The organism is Mesorhizobium cantuariense (assembly GCF_042647205.1).
In the GTDB taxonomy this organism is placed as follows: Bacteria; Pseudomonadota; Alphaproteobacteria; order Rhizobiales; family Rhizobiaceae; genus Mesorhizobium; species Mesorhizobium cantuariense.
In genome coordinates this window covers 2,034,570-2,049,951 of record NZ_JBHRVD010000001.1, presented here as the reverse complement: position 1 = coordinate 2,049,951, position 15,382 = coordinate 2,034,570, and the positions used below count along the sequence as shown (strand labels likewise).

At 62.6% G+C, this 15,382-nt stretch carries 15 protein-coding genes, 1 pseudogene and 1 riboswitch; of the genes and pseudogenes, 5 read left to right on the top strand and 11 right to left on the bottom strand.

What is annotated here, in order from left to right; translation table 11 throughout:
• Window positions 1–81 precede the first annotated feature (81 nt).
• A riboswitch (cobalamin riboswitch) is annotated at window positions 82–261 on the top strand.
• A 3-nt stretch (window positions 262–264) separates the two neighbouring features.
• Window positions 265–939 (top strand): annotated as a pseudogene (gene bluB / locus ACFOJ9_RS09445) (5,6-dimethylbenzimidazole synthase); the annotation flags it as partial.
• Window positions 940–1,043: 104 nt separating this feature from the next.
• Here the strand turns inward: bluB and ACFOJ9_RS09440 are convergent.
• Both ACFOJ9_RS09440 and ACFOJ9_RS09435 read right to left on the bottom strand, forming a co-directional pair.
• Window positions 1,044–2,027 (bottom strand): hypothetical protein, encoded by a 984-nt coding sequence (locus ACFOJ9_RS09440; RefSeq protein WP_378978625.1) that lies wholly within the window; start codon window positions 2,025–2,027, stop codon window positions 1,044–1,046.
• Between the two features lie 94 nt (window positions 2,028–2,121).
• Window positions 2,122–2,730, bottom strand: coding sequence for a TetR/AcrR family transcriptional regulator (locus ACFOJ9_RS09435; protein ID WP_378978624.1), 609 nt, complete (start codon window positions 2,728–2,730; stop codon window positions 2,122–2,124).
• A gap of 121 nt (window positions 2,731–2,851) precedes the next feature.
• Here ACFOJ9_RS09435 and ACFOJ9_RS09430 point away from each other — a divergent pair, with 121 nt between their 5' ends.
• Window positions 2,852–4,075 carry an MFS transporter gene (locus tag ACFOJ9_RS09430; protein WP_378978623.1) on the top strand — a complete coding sequence of 408 codons (1,224 nt, stop codon included), beginning with the start codon at window positions 2,852–2,854 and terminating at the stop codon, window positions 4,073–4,075.
• Between the two features lie 41 nt (window positions 4,076–4,116).
• Here ACFOJ9_RS09430 and ribB read toward each other — a convergent pair whose 3' ends face one another.
• Window positions 4,117–5,217: a 3,4-dihydroxy-2-butanone-4-phosphate synthase gene (gene ribB / locus ACFOJ9_RS09425; RefSeq protein WP_378978622.1), complete on the bottom strand. Its 1,101-nt coding sequence runs from the start codon at window positions 5,215–5,217 to the stop codon at window positions 4,117–4,119.
• Window positions 5,218–5,275: 58 nt separating this feature from the next.
• Window positions 5,276–6,391, bottom strand: a complete 1,116-nt coding sequence (gene aroC / locus ACFOJ9_RS09420; RefSeq protein WP_378978621.1) for a chorismate synthase — start codon at window positions 6,389–6,391, stop codon at window positions 5,276–5,278.
• A 178-nt stretch (window positions 6,392–6,569) separates the two neighbouring features.
• Between aroC and ACFOJ9_RS09415 the strand changes: the two genes are divergently transcribed.
• Entirely contained in the window at window positions 6,570–6,830 is a 261-nt protein-coding gene (locus ACFOJ9_RS09415; protein WP_352628630.1) for a DUF1344 domain-containing protein, read from the top strand.
• A 75-nt stretch (window positions 6,831–6,905) separates the two neighbouring features.
• On the opposite strand, the gene ACFOJ9_RS09410 is transcribed toward ACFOJ9_RS09415, so the two are convergent.
• The 4 genes from ACFOJ9_RS09410 to ACFOJ9_RS09395 form a co-directional block, all read right to left on the bottom strand.
• Window positions 6,906–7,493: a histidine phosphatase family protein gene (locus tag ACFOJ9_RS09410; protein WP_378978620.1), complete on the bottom strand. Its 588-nt coding sequence runs from the start codon at window positions 7,491–7,493 to the stop codon at window positions 6,906–6,908.
• A 43-nt stretch (window positions 7,494–7,536) separates the two neighbouring features.
• On the bottom strand, window positions 7,537–8,355 hold the full coding sequence (fabI, locus tag ACFOJ9_RS09405; protein WP_056581092.1) for an enoyl-ACP reductase FabI: 819 nt from the start codon (window positions 8,353–8,355) through the stop codon (window positions 7,537–7,539).
• A gap of 106 nt (window positions 8,356–8,461) precedes the next feature.
• Entirely contained in the window at window positions 8,462–9,391 is a 930-nt protein-coding gene (locus tag ACFOJ9_RS09400) for a DnaJ C-terminal domain-containing protein (protein ID WP_378978619.1), read from the bottom strand.
• 249 nt (window positions 9,392–9,640) lie between these two features.
• Complete coding sequence (locus tag ACFOJ9_RS09395) at window positions 9,641–10,102, bottom strand: RT0821/Lpp0805 family surface protein (protein WP_378978618.1); 462 nt, start codon at window positions 10,100–10,102, stop codon at window positions 9,641–9,643.
• A gap of 59 nt (window positions 10,103–10,161) precedes the next feature.
• On the opposite strand from ACFOJ9_RS09395, the gene pdxH reads away from it, so the two are divergent.
• Complete coding sequence (gene pdxH, locus ACFOJ9_RS09390) at window positions 10,162–10,779, top strand: pyridoxamine 5'-phosphate oxidase (protein WP_378978617.1); 618 nt, start codon at window positions 10,162–10,164, stop codon at window positions 10,777–10,779.
• Window positions 10,780–10,788: 9 nt separating this feature from the next.
• Here pdxH and ACFOJ9_RS09385 read toward each other — a convergent pair whose 3' ends face one another.
• From ACFOJ9_RS09385 to ACFOJ9_RS09375, 3 genes are all read right to left on the bottom strand, one after another.
• Window positions 10,789–11,541 (bottom strand): crotonase/enoyl-CoA hydratase family protein, encoded by a 753-nt coding sequence (locus ACFOJ9_RS09385; RefSeq protein ID WP_378978616.1) that lies wholly within the window; start codon window positions 11,539–11,541, stop codon window positions 10,789–10,791.
• A gap of 19 nt (window positions 11,542–11,560) precedes the next feature.
• Window positions 11,561–13,330, bottom strand: coding sequence for an acyl-CoA dehydrogenase (locus ACFOJ9_RS09380; protein WP_378978615.1), 1,770 nt, complete (start codon window positions 13,328–13,330; stop codon window positions 11,561–11,563).
• 163 nt (window positions 13,331–13,493) lie between these two features.
• Entirely contained in the window at window positions 13,494–13,943 is a 450-nt protein-coding gene (locus ACFOJ9_RS09375; RefSeq protein ID WP_378978614.1) for a hypothetical protein, read from the bottom strand.
• Window positions 13,944–14,211: 268 nt separating this feature from the next.
• Between ACFOJ9_RS09375 and ACFOJ9_RS09370 the strand changes: the two genes are divergently transcribed.
• Entirely contained in the window at window positions 14,212–15,369 is a 1,158-nt protein-coding gene (locus tag ACFOJ9_RS09370) for a glycoside hydrolase family 25 protein (RefSeq protein ID WP_378978613.1), read from the top strand.
• Window positions 15,370–15,382: the final 13 nt, after the last annotated feature.

The following is a 15,382-nucleotide window of genomic DNA, read 5'->3' as shown; positions in this document are numbered from 1 at the left end:
TGCGGCTTGATGGCTGGGGAAAATCACGCCTGCGTCCATTCGTGTCGCCGCAGGCATTGGCGTCGTCAGCGCTTCGGGGTAAGGTCGTGGCCACTGCCTGGTGCCCGTCGCAAGCGGGAGAATCGGGAACACGGTTGAATTCCGTGGCGTGCCCAACGCTGTAAGGGGGACCGCGCCGGTAAATGCCACTGTCGATGACGGGAAGGCACCGGAAGCGGGTTGATCCCGAGCCAGAAGACCGGCCTGGCAGGCATCGTCATCCGCATGGTCAGGCGGGCGACATTGATTGCAATCGCAAGGGGACAAGCGATGCCGGAACACATGACCGCTCCTGTTGGCGACGGATTTGACCAGAGTGCGCGCGATGCGGTCTATCGCGCCATGTTCACGCGGCGTGACGTGCGCAGCCATTTCCTGCCCACCCCAATTGATGACGACGTGCTGGCGCGGCTGCTGCTTGCCGCACACCATGCGCCGTCGGTTGGCTTCATGCAGCCTTGGAACTTCATCGTCATTCGCGACGCCGCACGAAGGGAAAAGGTACGCGACCTGTTCCTGGCGGCGCGCGAGCAGGAGTTGCCGGCGATCGACGAAGAGCGGCAGGCGCTCTACCGCAAACTCAAGTTGGAAGGCATCTGCGAAAGCGCGCTCAACATCTGCATCACCTGCGACCGGCAGCGCTCGAAGGGTTCGCCGCTGGGCCGCTGGCACAATCCGGAGATGGATCTCTACAGCACGGTTTGCGCGGTGCAGAATTTCTGGCTGGCGGCGCGCACTGAGGGCGTCGGTGTCGGTTGGGTCAGCATCCTTGACGCGCAAGCGCTGAAAAGCCTGCTGTCGATTCCCGAGCATGTGACGCCGGTCGCCTACCTCTGCGTCGGCCGCGTCTCGGAATTCGCGCCAAAACCGGACCTTGAAACGCATGGCTGGGGACGGCGGCTGCCGCTGCCGGAGCTGATCATGAGCGAAACTTTTTCCGGGCAAGGTGAGGTGCCGCTGAAATCAACCGTGGCGCGCCTCAACGCCGTCGATGCCGTATCGGATCAGCGCGTCGCGCCGGCCGTGCCCCAGCGCGAGCCGCCAAAGGAGGCCAGCGCCTTGTCCTTGAGTTCCCTGAATTTCGACGATGCCTCGGCCAGCCGGGTGTCCCAGGCCGGATCTGGCACCTGGCCCTCAATGGTCTTGAAATAGACCTGCATCAGGCAGGCGATGGCGAAGGGCTCGATGAACGCCGCCTTGAAGGCCCAGGCGAAGACGATGGCGAGCACGAAGGCCCAGCCGGCGAGTTGACCGGGCATCAGGAAGAGAATGGCGCCGGCGGGCGCCAGCATCAGCAGGAAGATGATGAACGACACGCCCCACATGATGACCGCCAGCCAGACGGCGTTCTTGACCATGACCTTGCCGTTCTGGGCATAGAGCACGACGCCTTGCCGCGCCGTCTCGAACGGCGAGGGCGAATTGATGCGGATGTTGTAGCCGAGGATGATCTCGTCGACATAGGTCAGCGACAGGCGGATCACCGTGTTGATGAAGGAGACCAGGCCGCTCAGGCCCGGAATTGGCAGGAAGGCGGCGATGCCGCCGAGCAGGCCGGTGATGGCGCGGATGGCGCCCTTGACCAGTTGGTCGACGACGAAAAGGATGTTGGCCTCGGCAAAACGCTGGGTCACGATGTCCCTGGCGTAGGCGATCTGGTTCTGACCATCGGGAATGTCGCGGCCATCGATCAGATGGACCATGACGGCGATGTGGCCGGCCTTGACGACATAAAGGATGTATTCGCGGATCCAGTAGACGGCAATCGAAACAATGCCGAAACCGACAACGCCGCCCCACAGGGCAAAGGACAACGGGCCGTCGGGATCGGTGGAAATATGGCCGACGCCATAGCCAACGGAGGCGCCGGTGCCGGTCGCCATGATGTAGGCCAGCGTGATGCCGAAATAGACGATCATGCGAAAGACAATGAACGGCCAGGTCCGCATCATGATGGACACCGACCTGCCGATATCGAAATCCCACATGCCCCGAATCTCCCCCTCAGAGATGGTCGGAGAGGATGAACTCAACCCCGGGATTGTCAATTGCCGGCCGTGGCGCCGGGCCACCGATGGGACTTCAGTTCGGTTGCGGACCCGGCGTTTTGAGCAGGCCTTCGAGCAGTTGCTTGAACGCCGTCACCACCTTCTTCGACGTCGCTTCGGGGTCGTTCGAATTGGCGATCCGTTGCGCCGCCTGACTGCTCGCCCCGTTGATCAGCCGCGAGGCAGTCTCAGGGTCGAGGCTGGAGACGACAACACCCTCCTCCTGCAGTGTCGTCAGATGGCCGGTCATTGAAGCGATGCACGCATTGGCATTCGGCCATTGTGCCGGATCCCCCAATACGGCCGGACCATCCCGGAACATGATGCGCTGGATTTCCGGCTCCAACGCCATCTCGATATAGGTCGAGCATTCGTCGACGAAATGCTGCCAGCGGGTCGGCGCTCTCGACGCGACTTCATTGATGCGCGCCGCCATCTCGCCGTCGATTTCGGCGATAACCGCCTGCAGCAGGCCCTTCTTGTCGCCGAAATGATGATAGAGCGCGCCGCGCGTCAGCCCGGCTGAGGCGGTGAAATCATCCATTGAAGCTTCGGCATAGCCGATCGTGCCGAAGGCATGGCGCGCCGCCGCGATCAGCTTGGCGCGCGTCTCGGCGATCATCTCTTTGCGAGGTCTGTGCATGGCTCCTGGCCCTATTCACATACGTTGCGTATGCTAATTGACATACGTGGCGTATGCTCCTATCTAATGATCATACGCTTCGTATGTAATTGTCCAAACGCCCTTTGTCGAGGAACCACCCATGCAAAATCCCTATTCGGAAATTTTTCGCGCCCCCGGAGCCAAGGGCTTTGCCGCAGCGGGCTTCATGGCGCGCCTGCCGATTGCCATGGCGCCGATCGGCATCGTGGCAATGTTGTCGCAGACACGTGGCGAATACTGGCTGGCGGGTGCCGTCTCCGCGACATACGCGCTGGCCAACGCCTTCGTTGCGCCGCAGATATCGAGACTAGTGGATCGCCTGGGCCAGACGCGGATCGTGGTGCCCACCACCATCATCTCCGTGCTGGCTTTCGCCGTCCTGATAGCGGCAGCCAACCAGGACTGGCCGGTATGGACGTTGTTCGTGTCGGCACTGGCGGCCGCCGCCATGCCCAGCATCCCGGCAATGGTGCGTGCGCGCTGGACCGAGATTTTCCGCGGGCGGCCGCAGATGAACACCGCCTTCGCCTTCGAGTCGGCCGCCGACGAGCTGGTCTATATCGCCGGGGCCTCGCTGTCGGTGGGCCTGAGTGCCGCCCTGTTCCCGGAAGCTGGTGTTCTGGTGAGCACGCTGTTCCTTGCCCTTGGTTCGGCAGCCTTCATCCTGCAACGCTCGACCGAGCCGCAGGTGCGGCCGGTCGGCCATGCCTCGAGCGGCTCGGCAATACGCCTGCGGCCGGTCCAGATCATCACCTTTGCCCTGATCTTCATCGGCGCGACCTTCGCGACGACCGAAGTGAGCACCGTGGCGATCACCAAGGAGCTTGGCCAACCGGAGGCTGCGAGCCTGGTCATCGGCGTCTATGCGCTGGGATCGTTCGTACTCGGCCTCGTCGTCGGAGCGCTCAGCCTGAAGGCGCCGCTGCAACGCCAGCTGGCCATCGCTGTCGCCCTCGTCGCGCTCGGCACGCTGCTGCCGCTCGCCGCCGACACCGTGCCTCTGCTGGCGTTGACCGTATTCATCAGCGGTGTGGCGATCTCGCCGACCTTCATCACCGCCTTCGGCCTGATCGAGCGGCACGTGCCGGAGGCGATGCTGACCGAAGGCATCACCTGGGTCATGACCGGCATCGGCATCGGCATGGCGCTCGGCTCGTTTGCTGCCGGCGCGGTGGTGGATGCATTCGGCGCTCAGAACGGGTTCTGGGTCTCGGTTGCAGCAGGCACAATCGCCCTGGTCGCCGTGCTGCTTGGTCAGCGCAGCCTTGCCACGACTGAGTGCGAGATGGACGGATGCGAAGCAGCTGCGATTGCTGCGGAATAATCAGATAGCGCCCGGTTTCGAGCCGGGCGCTATCTGCCTGCTCAGAGAATCTCGGTCTTGGCGATATGGATGCCAAAACCTTCGAGGCCGACATAGTGGCGTTCGCGCGAGGCGATCAGGTTGATCGAGGAGATGCCGAGATCCTTGAGTATCTGCGCGCCGAGCCCGATCTCGCGCCATTCGTTCTCGCGGCGGCGCGCCTCTTCGTGATCCTCGCGTTCGCCGCTCGCCGGCCGCTTGCGTTCCTGGTGGGCGACACCGACGGAGCCTTCGCGCAGATAGACGATGACGCCCCGCCTGCGCTCGCCCATCGATTTCATGATGGCGTCGAGCCGATGGCTGGTGCCGAACACGTCGGTCACCACATCCTCGGAATGCAGACGCACCGGCACATCCTCGCCGTCGCGGATGTCGCCGAAGACGATCGCGACGTGATGCATGGAGTCCCAGGGCAGCGTGTAGGTGAAGACCTGCGCCTTGCCGCCGAGCGTGTCGATGTCCGAGCAAGCCACACGTTCGACCAGCGTTTCCTTGCGCTGCCGGTAGGCAATGAGGTCGGCGACCGATACCTGCTTCAGGCCATGCTCCTCGGCGAAAGCCTGCACCTGCGGACCGCGCTTAACCGTGCCGTCGTCGTTGACCAACTCGGAAATGACGCCGACCGGCGGCAGGCCGGCGAGCTTGCACAGATCGACCGCGGCTTCGGTATGGCCAGAGCGCATCAGCACGCCGCCCTCGCGCGCGATCAGCGGGAAGATGTGGCCGGGGCGGACGAAATCCGAACCGCCGACATTGCCGTTGGCAAGATTGCGAACGGTCAGCGTCCGGTCCTCGGCCGAAATGCCGGTGGTGGTGCCATGCTTGAAATCGACGCTGACGGTGAAAGCCGTGGTGTGGGCGGAGTCGTTGTCGGCGACCATCGGCGCAAGGTTAAGCCGCTTGGCTTCTTCGCGCGGCATCGGCGTGCAGACGATGCCGGAGGTGTGGCGGACGATGAACGCCATCTTTTCGGACGTGCAGTGGACGGCGGCAACGATCAGGTCGCCCTCGTTCTCGCGCCCGTCATCATCCATGACGACGACGATCTCGCCGCGTTCGAAAGCACGCAGGGCTTCGACGATTTTCTTCTGGTCGTAAGGCATGAACGCTCGCTTCGCTCGCAGGGAATAGGGAGTAGGCAGTAAGGCAGTAGGGCAAGGCCTATTCCCTACTGCCTATTCCCTTCCCTGTCTGTCCTCGATGACGCAGATAGTGATCGGCAATCGCGCAGGCAACCATTGCCTCGCCGATCGGCACGGCGCGAATGCCGACGCATGGATCGTGGCGGCCCTTGGTCATGATCTCGACGTCTTTGCCATCCTTGTCGATCGATTTTCGCGGCGTCAGGATCGAGGAGGTCGGCTTGACGGCGAAACGGGCGATTATCGCCTGGCCGGTCGAGATGCCGCCCAGGATGCCGCCGGCATTGTTGGACAGGAACACCGGCTTGCCGTCATTGCCGATGCGCATCTCGTCGGCATTCTGCTCGCCGGTGATGCGGGCGGCCTCGAAGCCGTTGCCGATCTCGACGCCCTTGACGGCGTTGATCGACATCAGGCCGGACGCGATGTCCTGGTCGAGCTTGGCATAGATCGGCGCGCCGAGGCCTGCCGGAACGCCGTCGGCGACGATCTCGATCACCGCACCGACCGAGGAACCCGCCTTGCGGATGCCGTCGAGATACTGCGTGAAGACGGGTACGGAAGCCGGATCGGGGGTGAAGAATGGATTTTCCGCGTCGCCGATGAAATTCCAGTTCCAGTTGGCGCGGTCTATCGCTTTTTCGCCCATCGACACCAGCGCGCCGCGCACCACCACGCCGGGCACCACCTTGCGCGCCAAGGCACCGGCTGCCACCCGCGCGGCCGTCTCGCGGGCCGACGAGCGGCCGCCGCCACGATAATCGCGCACGCCGTATTTGACGTCATAGGTGTAGTCGGCATGGCCCGGCCGGTATTGGCGGGCGATCTCGCCATAATCCTTTGAACGCTGGTCGACATTCTCGATCAGCATCGACACCGGCGTGCCGGTGGTGATCATCGTCTCGCCGTCCTCGTCGAGGATAAAGCCGGACAGGATCTTGACCTCGTCAGGTTCGCGACGCTGCGTCACGAAACGTGACTGGCCCGGCCGGCGCTTGTCGAGCTCGGCCTGGATGTCGTCGCGCGTAAAGCGGATGCCGGGCGGACAGCCATCGACCACGCAGCCGAGCGACGGGCCATGGCTTTCGCCCCAAGTGGTGACGCGGAAAAGGTGGCCGAACGTGTTGTGAGACATGAAATGACCCTGCCCGGCAGCGGAGCCGGCTCAAGGTTGCCTTCTATTGGCGTTTTTCACAGGGGTCAAACTGTGATCTGGCGGATTTAGTTTTGACACATTCGGTTGGTTTCTGCTCTGCTCCATCCGCAGTTGAACGCCCGCCGCCATGCCGGTGCAATGATAAAGAGGAACGATTATGCGTACCCTGATTGGCGCCGTTGCCGCCACACTGCTGCTTTCCACCGCCGCTTTCGCCGGCCAGACCGAAGGCCTGATCAAGAAGGTCGACAAGGACGCGCTGACGCTGACGCTGGATGACGGCAAGTCCTATAAGCTGAACGCCGAGACCGATCTCGACGCGCTGAAGCCGGGCATGGACATCGTCATCGCCTACGATGTGACCAATGGCGAAAACGTCATCACCGACATGGAACTGCCGGACAGCTCGGCCAATTAGAGCTTCCGACCTCAACTGAATGCAGTTTTGCGGTTCAGCTTTCGCTGAGCCGCTCTAATCAATTGTTTTAATGGTCTAAAGCCACTCGAGGCTCTTGCCTTCGAGCTTGAGCAGGCGATCGTGTGGTATTTCCAGGTTCGCTGCCTCGTACTCAGTTAGTCCCAGAACGAAGCGAAACAAGGTGCGCATGACGCCGCCATGCGTCACGCAGATCGTCTGGCGTTCGATTGCGTCGAAGCATGGCCTCACCCGTTCGAGCAGCATCTGGTAACTCTCCGCGCCTTCGCCGGGCGGCTGAAAGTTCCATTTGTCCCGAGCGCGTGTCTTGCGCGCTCCGGGATACCGTGTCTCGAGCTCGGGAAAGGTAAATCCCTGCCAATCGCCGAAATTGACTTCGACGAGGCGCGGATCGGTTCGATAGGCACCCGGATCGAGCTTCATCGCGGCGCGGATGCGCTGCATCGTTTCGCGCGTCCGTTTCATCGGGCTGGCGACGAAATCGAAATCCTCGGGATTTTGGACCAACTCGGCCAACTGGCGGCCGTTGCCGGTCGCCTGTTCGCGGCCAAGCGCATTGATGTCCGTATCAGCCTGTCCCTGAAGCCGGGCTTCGGCGTTCCACGCAGTCTGGCCGTGGCGCACGATATAAACCAGCGGGTACATCAGGTCTTCCGGATGGAGCGGGACAGACGACGGTTGGTGGATGTTATTCCTTGACCGTCGAAATGTCCGGCGCGTCGACCGCCTTCATGCCGACGACGTGGTAGCCCGAATCGACGTGATGTACTTCACCGGTGACGCCGCGCGACAGGTCGGACAGGAAATAGACGCCGGAATCGCCGACTTCCTCCTGCGTCACCGTCTGCTTCAGCGGCGAATTGTACTCGTTCCACTTCAGGATGTAGCGGAAGTCACCGATGCCGGAGGCGGCCAGCGTCTTGATCGGGCCGGCCGAGATGGCGTTGACGCGGATCTTCTTGGCGCCGAGGTCGACGGCCAGGTACCGCACGCTGGCTTCGAGCGCCGCCTTGGCGACACCCATGACGTTGTAGTGCGGCATCACCTTTTCGGCGCCGTAATAGGTCAAGGTCAGTAGCGAGCCGCCATTGGTCATCAGCGCCTCGGCGCGCTTGGCAATGGTGGTGAAGGAATAGACCGAAATGTCCATGGTGCGCAGGAAATTGTCACGCGTCGTCTCGACATAGCGGCCGGTCAGTTCGTCCTTGTCGGAGAAGGCGATGGCATGGACGAGGAAATCAAGCTTGCCCCAGTGCCTGGCGACATTGGCGAAAACTTCGTCCAGGCTCGCCGGATCGGTGACGTCGCAATGGCCGGCGACAAAGGCGCCCAGTTCCGCCGCCAGCGGCTCGACGCGCTTCTTGAACGCCTCACCCTGATAGGTCAGCGCGATCTCGGCGCCGTGGTCAACGCACGACTTGGCGATGCCATAGGCGATCGATCTGTTGTTGGCGACGCCAAGAATAAGGCCGCGCTTGCCGGCCATTAGGCCCTGTCCACCCGCCATGTGAGCGCTCTCCGCAAGATTTCTGCTTTGTGGAGTGCCCTATCGCACAGGCACAGAGCCCCTTCAAGCGCTCAAACCGGACAGTTCGGGGGACAAAAGCCGTCGATCAGTCTTTTTGGCCGCGCAACGCCGCTTCGAGCGCGCTGTCGCCGCCTTCCGGCAGCATGATCCGCACATGGGCGTAGAGATCGCCGTGGCCGCCGGCCTTTTCCGGCAGGCCCCTGCCCTTCAGCCGCAGGACCTTGTCCGAGCTCGACCAGGCTGGAATGTTGACTGCAAGCCTGCCGGTCGGCGTATCGACCGGCACCTTGGCGCCGAGCACCGCATCCGCCAGCGCCACCGGCAGATCGGCGTGCAGGTCACGGCCCTCGATGCGGTAGCGCGGATGCCGGCGCAGATGGATCTTGACCAGCGCGTCGCCCGGCTGGCCCGGCCCTTGCTCGCCTTGCCCTTTCAGGCGGATGGTCTGGCCATCCTCGACATAGGCCGGCAGCTTGACCGCCACCTTGCGGCCGTCGGGGAACATCGCCGTCACTTTTTCGGCGGTCGCCGCTTCCTCGATGGTGACATCGAGCGTCACGTTCAGATCGGCTGATGTCGCCGGCTGGCGGCGGTCGCCGGAGCCTGCGCCACGCGCGCCCGAAAAGGCGTCGCCGAAAATCTGGCTGAAGATGTCGCTGTTGCCGTCGAACGGATCGCCGCCCGGGCGGCCGGAGCGGAATTCGAATCGCGAGCCGCCCGGACCTTGCTGCCGGCGGAATCCGCCGAAAGGATCGCCGCCACCGGCCGCGCCCTCAAAGCCCTGGAATCGCGGCTTGCCGTCGGCGTCAATCTCGCCGCGATCGAAAGCGGCACGATTCTTCTCGTCGCCGACGATCTCGTAGGCCTGGTTGGCCGCGGCAAAACGGTCCTTCGCCTTGGGATCATTCGGATTCTGATCCGGATGATGCGTCTTGGCGAGTTTCCGATACGCCGATTTTATGTCCTTGGCCGATGCGTTCTTGGCAACGCCCAGCACCTCATAGGGGTCGCGCATGCTTACTGCCCTGGAGAAGAGTTGAGTCTCTGGTTGCCTCCTATATGCGCTCGCATAGGAAGAAATTCCAGTGCTGGAGCCGTATATCAAAAGCGGAAAATCAGAGCCTGATCCGAAAGTCGGCGGCTGAGGATTGATGAGGGATTTTTGTCGATCCGGAAGGAGCCGATATCGGGATATCGGCAGATTGGCGACGTACCGGGCGGCGAAAAGACCGCCAAGCCGACCCGATCGACTATCGGATCAGGCTCAGAGCGCCTTGAAGTCCTGCATGCGCCAGCCGCCGGCGCTGGCCAGGCACAGTTCGCCTTCGAACATGGCAACGCCATCAAAGCTTTCGCGCGAGGCCTTGAAGCGACGGCATGTCTGGCCATTGTCCTTCATTTCCGCCAGCCCGGTGATGGAGCCGCGTGACCCGGTACCGGCATTCGCCCATGGCACAGACTGTCCGCCGAGCTGCTCGATGTCGGCCGAGGAGACCGCGTTGCCGATCGTCGTCTGGTCGGAGTCGCGATCCGGATTGGCCGGCGCGGCTGAGGCCGACGTGCTGCTGGTCAGGATCGAGCGGTCGACTTCGGCCTTTTCCAGGCTGAAGCCGCCCGCGCCACAGGCGGCAAGCGGCAAAGCGACTGCCACGATCGCGGCTTTCGTGCTGGCCGAAGCGATAACGCCCCATTGCCTGCTGTCAAAAGCTTGCGCGATACGCGACAATCGGCAACCTCCCCCTGCTTCGTGGCAATCTTTGGCTTCGTGACAATTTGAGAAAAACTATGAGTGACACAGAGTTAACAAGCGGTGACTTTACCGAGGCTGCCGAGCCGTTTCGCCTCTTTGCCGCATGGCTGGAGGACGCCACGAAAAGCGAGATGAACGACCCCAACGGCGTGGCGCTGGCGACCGTCGATGCCGACGGCATGCCGGATGTGCGTATGGTGTTGCTCAAGGGGTTCGATGAAGGCGGGTTTGTGTTCTACACGAATTTCGAGAGCGCCAAGGGCCAGGAAATTCTTGGCAGCATGAAGGCGGCGATGTGCTTCCATTGGAAATCGCTGCGCCGGCAAGTGCGCATTCGCGGGCCGGTGGAGATCGTCAGTGACGCCGAAGCCGACGCCTATTACGCAACGCGGCCGCGCGGCAGCCGCATCGGCGCCTGGGCCTCGAAACAGTCGCGCCCGCTGGAAAGCCGCTTTGCGCTGGAGAAGGCGGTGGCGGAATACACGGCACGCTATCCGATCGGCGAGATCCCGCGGCCAAAGCACTGGTCGGGCTTCCGCATCGTGCCCAGCACCATCGAGTTCTGGCACGACAGGCCGTTCCGTCTGCACGACCGGCTCGTCTTCAGCCGCGACGCGAAAGGCGTCTGGGACAAGACGAGGCTTTATCCCTGAAGAAGAGGCTCAGGCCTTCTTTCTCGTCATGAACGCTGTGAGTGCGGCGCGGGCCTCATTCGACTTCAGCCGCTCTCGGAAATGCTCGCTTTCCTCGCCGATGCGGGCGACGAGATCGTCACGCGAGCCGCGCATCAGGTCGCGCGCGATCTTCAGCGCCTGCGGTGGCTTGGCCGCGATCTGGCCGGCTGCCGCCAGTACCGAGGCCTCCAGCGCTGCTTCTTCGACCACCTCGTAGATCAGGCCGGCGGTCTTCGCCCGTTCGGCCGAAAAGCCCTCACCGAGGCCAAGCAGTGCGAAAGCCCCCTGCTGCCCCAGGATCCGCGGCGCCAGAAGGCTGGAACCCGCCTCGGGCACAAGGCCAAGGTCGACGAAAGGCGTCCTGAACATGGTGCGTGGTGTGGCGAAAGTCAGGTCGCAATGCAGGTTGAGCGTCGTGCCGATGCCGACCGCGATGCCGTCGACGCCGGACACGATGGGCTTTTCGACCCTGGCCAGCGCCATCAGGAAATCCCAGACCTCGGTGCCGCCATCGCCGCCGGTGGCGACGACCATGAAGTCAGCGAGGTCGTTGCCGGAGGAGAAGGCGCCGGGCACGCCGAGAAAGACATGGACGCGGATCGCCGGGTCGGCGTCACCCTCGGCAAGAGCAGCCGACATTTTCGCATACATGGCGCGCGTCAGCGCGTTCTTCTTGTCCGGCCGGTTCATACGGATGATCTGGATGGCGCCCTGGCGCTCGACGAGGATGTGGTCTGTCACGGTCTTTTCCTTGTGAACGTCAGGCAGAAATCAGCGTTTTGCCGGCAACGGCAAGACTGTCGGCGCCATCGACAACGCGCTCCTTCAAGGCACGCGCCTCGCCGAGCAGGTTTTCGGCGAAGAAGCGGCAAAGGGCGATGCGGTTGTGATCGGCAAGCGCGCCTTGCGCCAGATAGGCGCCGCCGGCGGCAAGCGAGATCAGCCTGAGATAGGGCGTAGCACCCGCCAGAGCCTCGTCCGGCCGGCCGGCGGCCGCCAGTTTTTGCAGGAAGCGGGTCGCTTGCGTCAGATCGCCCAACGCTGCGTCGAGAGCATCGGCGGTGCGACCGAAACCCTCGAGATTCGATGTCCGTACGGCATTGGCGACCGCGGCAAGTTCGGCGATATAGCCATGCACATGGTCGCCGCCGCCGAGCGGCAGCTTGCGCATCACCAGATCGATCGCCTGGATGCCGTTGGTGCCTTCGTAGATCGGCGCGATGCGCGCATCGCGATAGAAAGCCGCCGCACCCGTCTCCTCGATGAAGCCCATGCCGCCATGCACTTGGAGGCCGAGCGAGGCGACTTCGACACCGATATCGGTCGAAAACGCCTTGGCCAGCGGCGTCAGCAGATTGGCGCGGTCACGCCAATGCGCCGCCTCGTCACCCTCCGAGACGCGCGCCAGGTCGATGGCGTGGGCACAGGAATAGCTGATCGCCCGCGCGGTCTGCGTCAGCACCTTCATAGTCAGGAGATTGCGCTGCACGTCGGGGTGATGGACGATGGGCGCCATGCCGGCACCAGCGTAGCTTGCCGCCTTGCCCTGCCGGCGATCGTTGGCATAGGCAATCGCCTTCTGCGTTGCGGCCTCGGCGACCGCGACCCCCTGCATGCCGACACAAAGCCGCGCATTGTTCATCATCGTGAACATGCAAGCGAGGCCCTTGTTCTCCTCGCCGATCAGCCAGCCGATGGCGCCCGGTTTGGCGCCCTGGAAGCCGTCGCCATAGATCATGGTGCAGGTCGGCGAGGCATGGATGCCGAGCTTGTGCTCCAGGCCGGAACAGAAGACATCGTTGCGCGCGCCCAGCGAGCCATCGTCGCCGACCAGGAATTTCGGCACCAGGAACAGCGAAATGCCGCGCGTGCCGGCCGGCGCATCGGGCAGCCGCGCCAGAACCAGGTGGATGATGTTGTCGGTAAAATCGTGCTCGCCATAGGTGATGAAGATTTTTTGGCCGAAGATACGGTAGCTGCCGTCACCGGCGGGCTCGGCGCGGGCGCGCAAGGCGGCGAGGTCCGAACCGGCCTGCGGCTCGGTCAGGTTCATCGTGCCCATCCACTCGCCGGAGACGAGCTTTTCGAGATATTTCGCCTTGAGGTCTTCGGAAGCGTGTTTGTCCAGCGCTTCAACCGCGCCCATGGTCAGCGTAGGGCCGATGCCGAAGGCCATGGCGGCGGAGTTCCACATTTCGAGCGTGGCAACGCCAAGCATAGTCGGCAGCGCCTGGCCGCCATAGGCTTCAGGCCCGGACAGCGCGTTCCAGCCGCCATCGATCCAGCGGCGATAGAGCTCCTTCCAGCCAGGCGGCGTGGTGACGGCGGCGTCCTTCAGCACGGCACCTTGCTGATCGCCGATCTTGTAGAGCGGTGCGACCTCTTCGGTGGCGAAGCGGCCGGCCTCGCCCAGAACGGCATCGACCAGATCCTCGCCGAGATCGCCGAACCTGCCGGCATCAAGCGCCGATTTCATGCCGGCCACGTGCTTGAGCGTGAAAGCGATATCCTCGACGGGTGCCCGATACATGCCGCTCACTCCTCCTGATGCATCGGCCCCGCCAACCCTAGAGCCGGCGCCGCTGCAAAACCATCCGTTCTTTGGCCGGTCTCCCATCTTCTTTTTACGTAAACGTCAAATTTTGTCACGCGGATTTTGCGTTGCGACTGCGTTGACCGGCGAGGATGCAAACTTACCGAGGCTGCCCGAGACGATGCCAAGCATTGCGCGCCTCGATCATCTCGAAATCTGATCCGGGGGTATAATAGCGACGGTGTAGCCAGAAGAGCCGCTGGTGTTCAGGTTTCCCTGATCGGACACCCGGATCGCGTCCCATGCGATCGCGAATCTCTCCTAACGAAATTACATAGCACACCGGTTCTGGGCTAAGCGCAAACGCTATAAAGACCCACCACGGCGTAGTATAGCTCTCCGGCTCAAGTCCCAAATGTGTATCCTGTGGTTTGTTTGCATGAGCCTTAACCTGAATCGGATGCATGACACGCTCGTCTGCCGAGATAGCAAACAAGTCAGCACCTTTGGCGTTGCGCACTGTAAGCATGACGTTCCAACCAGACCTCGACAATTCACTGGCTGCATGAAAAATTCCAATATTACCGGTTATTTGTTTATCATTGCTCAATTACGTTCCCTCCTCCACGAATCAATTCAAGTATGCTTTTCATACTATTTGACAAATTGCCAAACCGTCATTGGCCGAGAGTAGCGACGGTCTAGCCCTACCGCTTGCGCAAGTGCGGCGTTCAAAAAAATGCTTTGAAGATCGCAACAGCTTGATTGCAGCCTGCAGCACCGATCCGCAACCGGCAGCGATCTAGGAAGCATTCCTTAACCATGACGGTTCAGGATTTGCCTTTGATCAACGGGGATTCCCTGTTTTGAAAAGGACGATGCGCCTTCTTCGCCGCACAGAGCTTCTCGCCTTGGCGGCGACGATGGCGCTGTCGATGGCGGCAAAGGCCTCGGATTTTTCCGAGCCCTGGAAGAACGCCGACCGCGCCCTGGTCGTCGACGCCTACGAATACAATTCCATCGACTGGGCCCAAATCGCCACCGACAAGCGGGTGGTCGGCTTCATAAACAAGGCGTCCGACGGTATGCCGCCACCCTATTTCTGTTTGGGCGACGACACCGAGGTGAAGCTCTGCAAGGCGCTGTGGAAACGCCATGCGGTGACGCGCGAACTGTTCCAGACGCGCCGGGTGGTCGCCAAGGCACTCGGCCTGAAATGGGGCGCCTATCATCTCGCCCGCCCCGGCAATCCGGTCGAGCAGGCCAATAATTTCCTCGATTTCGCCGAGCCCGCACCGGACGACCTGCTGGCTCTCGACATCGAGGGCAATGATCCTTCGCAATGGATGTCGCTCGACGATGCCGAGGAGTTCGTGCGCCAGGTGCATCGGCGCATCGGCCGTTTCCCGGTGCTCTACGCCAACGGCAAGACCGCCCAGTACATTGCCGACAACAGCTACCGATACCGGCTCCTGTCGCGGCTGCCGCTCTGGTATGCGCGCTACATCAACGACATCGACGTGCATTTTCCGATGGGCAACTGGCAGGGCTACGCGCTGTGGCAGTTTTCGGCGCAAGCCAATTGCGGCAGGTTCCGCTGCCCTTACAGGGTCGCCGGTACGCCCAACGACATCGACGTCAATGTCGCGCCGACGGATGCCGCCACGCTGCGCGCGCAATGGCCGTTCGGCGGGCTTATCGACGTGCCGCCCGACTATCTCGCCTCGATACCGCTTCCGATCTCACGCGAGGCCGGCCTCGCCGGCAATGTCACCATCACCTACGCGTCTGTGGCCGCGCCGCCGACTTTCGAGGAGATGGTTGCAGCGTTGGGCACACGCTGGTCGCGTTTCCGCGACGGCTTCCGCATGCCAGTGGTGAAGACGGTGCCGCGACGGCCGGGCTTCGGCATTGTCCAATATGTCGCGTGGAAGCGGACCGAACAGCGTTCGCCCGCGCAACTCGACGCCGCCTTTGCCGCGGCGGCCGATCCGCTCAGCACCGCTTCGACAGAACTCGATCGCGGCCAGCGGTAGACTGCCGTCTCTC

Bases quoted from the DNA above. Each gene is read 5' to 3' on its own strand.
- aroC (WP_378978621.1), bottom strand. From the start codon at position 6,391: ATGTCTCACAACACGTTCGGCCACCTTTTCCGCGTCACCACTTGGGGC.
- ACFOJ9_RS09440 (WP_378978625.1), bottom strand. From the start codon at position 2,027: ATGTGGGATTTCGATATCGGCAGGTCGGTGTCCATCATGATGCGGACC.
- ribB (WP_378978622.1), bottom strand. From the start codon at position 5,217: ATGCCTTACGACCAGAAGAAAATCGTCGAAGCCCTGCGTGCTTTCGAA.
- ACFOJ9_RS09415 (WP_352628630.1), top strand. From the start codon at position 6,570: ATGCGTACCCTGATTGGCGCCGTTGCCGCCACACTGCTGCTTTCCACC.
- pdxH (WP_378978617.1), top strand. From the start codon at position 10,162: ATGAGTGACACAGAGTTAACAAGCGGTGACTTTACCGAGGCTGCCGAG.
- ACFOJ9_RS09435 (WP_378978624.1), bottom strand. From the start codon at position 2,730: ATGCACAGACCTCGCAAAGAGATGATCGCCGAGACGCGCGCCAAGCTG.
- fabI (WP_056581092.1), bottom strand. From the start codon at position 8,355: ATGGCGGGTGGACAGGGCCTAATGGCCGGCAAGCGCGGCCTTATTCTT.
- ACFOJ9_RS09430 (WP_378978623.1), top strand. From the start codon at position 2,852: ATGCAAAATCCCTATTCGGAAATTTTTCGCGCCCCCGGAGCCAAGGGC.
- ACFOJ9_RS09380 (WP_378978615.1), bottom strand. From the start codon at position 13,330: ATGTATCGGGCACCCGTCGAGGATATCGCTTTCACGCTCAAGCACGTG.
- ACFOJ9_RS09410 (WP_378978620.1), bottom strand. From the start codon at position 7,493: ATGTACCCGCTGGTTTATATCGTGCGCCACGGCCAGACTGCGTGGAAC.
- ACFOJ9_RS09400 (WP_378978619.1), bottom strand. From the start codon at position 9,391: ATGCGCGACCCCTATGAGGTGCTGGGCGTTGCCAAGAACGCATCGGCC.
- ACFOJ9_RS09370 (WP_378978613.1), top strand. From the start codon at position 14,212: ATGCGCCTTCTTCGCCGCACAGAGCTTCTCGCCTTGGCGGCGACGATG.